The organism is Paramuribaculum intestinale (genome assembly GCF_003024925.1).
Taxonomy (GTDB): domain Bacteria; phylum Bacteroidota; class Bacteroidia; order Bacteroidales; family Muribaculaceae; genus Paramuribaculum; species Paramuribaculum intestinale.
Genome location: NZ_PUED01000248.1, coordinates 1 through 2,749 on the forward strand (window position 1 = coordinate 1; position 2,749 = coordinate 2,749).

The window sequence follows — 2,749 nt, forward strand, 5'->3', positions numbered from 1 at the left end:
TAATTTTGCATCGTAATCGAAAACGAAACGCAAAATGAAGAAAACTGAAATTGACTATAACGATGTGGGAACATTCCCGAAGTTTGCCAAGGCCTCGATAAGAATCATGCTTGAGATGCTCAGGTGCATGATGAAGAAGAAAGAGCCTCCGATACTTTCAATCAACGGCCGCATGATTTATCTCACCGAGCATGTGATGAAGCTATTCGGCTTCAGCGTGAGAAAAATCCGACAACTAAGGGCTGACGATGAAATCGAGTATATGATCAGCAAGGACGGCTCAGTGGTATTCCACTACGAGCATCAGGTGCAGGAATATATCGACCGTACATTTGTCAGTTCCCGCAGTCCGGAAGGAATGGAGCGCAGGAAACTCCGCAATGAAAGATTCAATAACCTCGGCACCAGCTAAGGTGCCATAAAATCCCCCTATATAAGTTTATGGAAAATATCCAGGAACAGGAAGTGCTGATTGCCCGCAACAACGAGACGGGACAGGTAGGCGCAGTCGTCGGTCAGAACCCCGACGGCACCCCGAAGATGGCAGACGCCAAGACTGCCAAGTTGAGCGATCTCGTTAAGTTCAACAAAAACCAGAACCCCATCGAGGCGTTCATCTCCAATTTCATCCGTCAGGCGCAGAATCCATCGCTGTTCGGCTTCTTCAAACTCCCTGCCGACCGCTATGACGCTATCGCTCCGGCAATGGCAGACCTAATCCAAGACCCGGCGTCAAACGGCGAGATGCTCAAGCCTTACGAGGTTGAGGTGAAGCCTGTGGCTCAGACACAAGAACAGACTCCGGCACAGGAACAGACCACGACGGAAGTACAGCAGGAACCGGAAGCAGAGCCTAAGCCAGAACAGGAATCTGTGCAGACCAGTCAGGAAGTGACAACCACCGCAGCCAAGGCGACACCCGTTGACCCCAACAGGATTGACTGGGCCACCATCGAACAGCAGTGGGGCGTTAAGCGAGAGACACTCGAACAGTCCGGCGCGCTACAGTCGATGCTCTACAATCACAAGTCGCCCCAGCTTTTTACCGTCACCCCACAGTTCGGAGATGAGAAATTCACTCTTGATGCCCGACTTTCCTTCAAGGAGCAACCCGACGGAAGTTTTACACTTGCGCCACACTTCATCAAGAACGAGCCCAAACTTGATGTTCCCTTCCGTGGCTACGAGTTCTCGAAAGAAGATAAGGAGCAGCTTCTCAAAACCGGCAACCTCGGCAAAGTTGTGGAACTTGCCGACCCCATGACAGGGGAGATGAAGAAATGTCTGGTCAGCGTTGACCGTCTTACCAACGAAATCGAGGCCATGCCTGTGGATAAAATCTTTATAAAGAACCACATCGGCAAGACCGAGCTTTCGATGAAAGAGATAGGTATCCTGAAAGACGGCGGTGTGGTACATGGTAAGGAAATCGAACTGAACAACGGCCGCAAGTTTACCAGCGACCTCCAGTATAATGCCGACAAGCGTGATGTCGAGTTCGTCCGCACGCAGTCGCTCAAACAGGAGCAGTCCGGAGAGACACAACAACGTAATACATGGGTTGATTCTGATGGCAACCCCAAACGTATTACCAAGTGGGGTTCTACACATTTCACAGAACAGCAGATTGCCGACTATATGGCTGGTAAAAAGATCGAGATGGTAAATGTCACTGACAAGCAGGGTCAGCCCTGCACGGTATTTCTCCAGTTCAACAAGGAGAAACAGCGTCCGGTCACTGAATATCACTATGCCGACAACAAGAATGTTGTCGGTGTGGCCGAGGAGAGCAAGACCCAGTATGCCGTGAACAATCAAGGGAAGACCAACGAGGCTACGAAAAACATCACAGACCCGCTCCAGAAGGGTCAGACGGCTCCCAAGAACGAACAGCAGCAAGAGCAGCAGCTCAGACTGAAGGGACCGAAATTATAATCCCCGACTGACATAATACCTGCCATTCTCTAATGGCTGTCCTCTTCACCGACATGGGGAGGCAGACTCTCCCCATGTCTTTCCGAAATCTCTTTTAATAATTCAAATTAGTAATAATCAATAAAATAAATAATATTATGAATCTCGTAATCGCACACTCCGCTCAAATCGCCTTCGCTGTATCCCGTGCCCTCAACTGCACAGACCGTACCGAAAACGGCGACTACACCAACGACACCGGCAGCATCGTCATCACCTCCGTCGAGTCCAGTCTCGTCGAGCCGGCTCCGTTTCAGTATTACGCCGGCGGCAGCGACTTCATCAAGACGCTCCCTTTTATCCCCAAGAGATACCTGTACGGTATCCGTGCTGACAATGTGGGAGGTAAATTCAAGGTCAGCGACGAGGACAAAAGCACGGTCGTCAGGCTTCAGGCTCTTGTCGAGCAGGCCGCAGAGGTCATCTTCGCCTCAAACAACGGAAGTGAGGCTCAGGCTCTATTCGCTATTCTATGTCAGGCAGCAAAAGCCGGACGCCGTATCAGCCGTATGTGGCTGACCACACTGAGCAACCGGGCGATAACCTATGCCTACCGTAACCGCGAGTCAGGCCGCAACATCACACGTATAGCCCGCTCCGGTTTCGTTCACCACGGAATGAACTTTCTGTTCCGTGCCAATGTGGAACAGGCTTTCGCCCAGATGTATGGCAAGCAGTCGTTCCCGATGGAGCGTATGGACATCGCCGCGCTCTGGCTCCTTTGCAACAGCTACGACAACATGAAAGTCAAGCTCCCAAAGAAGACCCGCTATGG

General features: G+C 51.1%; 3 protein-coding genes. All 3 read left to right on the forward strand.

Annotation, left to right across the window (positions count from 1 at the left end):
* Positions 1 to 34: 34 nt before the first annotated feature.
* Entirely contained in the window at positions 35 to 412 is a 378-nt protein-coding gene (locus tag C5O24_RS12255; RefSeq protein ID WP_107681910.1) for a hypothetical protein, read from the forward strand.
* Positions 413 to 441: 29 nt separating this feature from the next.
* On the forward strand, positions 442 to 1,935 hold the full coding sequence (locus C5O24_RS12260) for a DUF4099 domain-containing protein (protein ID WP_107681911.1): 1,494 nt from the start codon (positions 442 to 444) through the stop codon (positions 1,933 to 1,935).
* Between the two features lie 137 nt (positions 1,936 to 2,072).
* Positions 2,073 to 2,749, forward strand: a 677-nt coding sequence (locus tag C5O24_RS12265; protein WP_133165578.1) for a hypothetical protein, incomplete at its 3' end; no start/stop codon positions are given.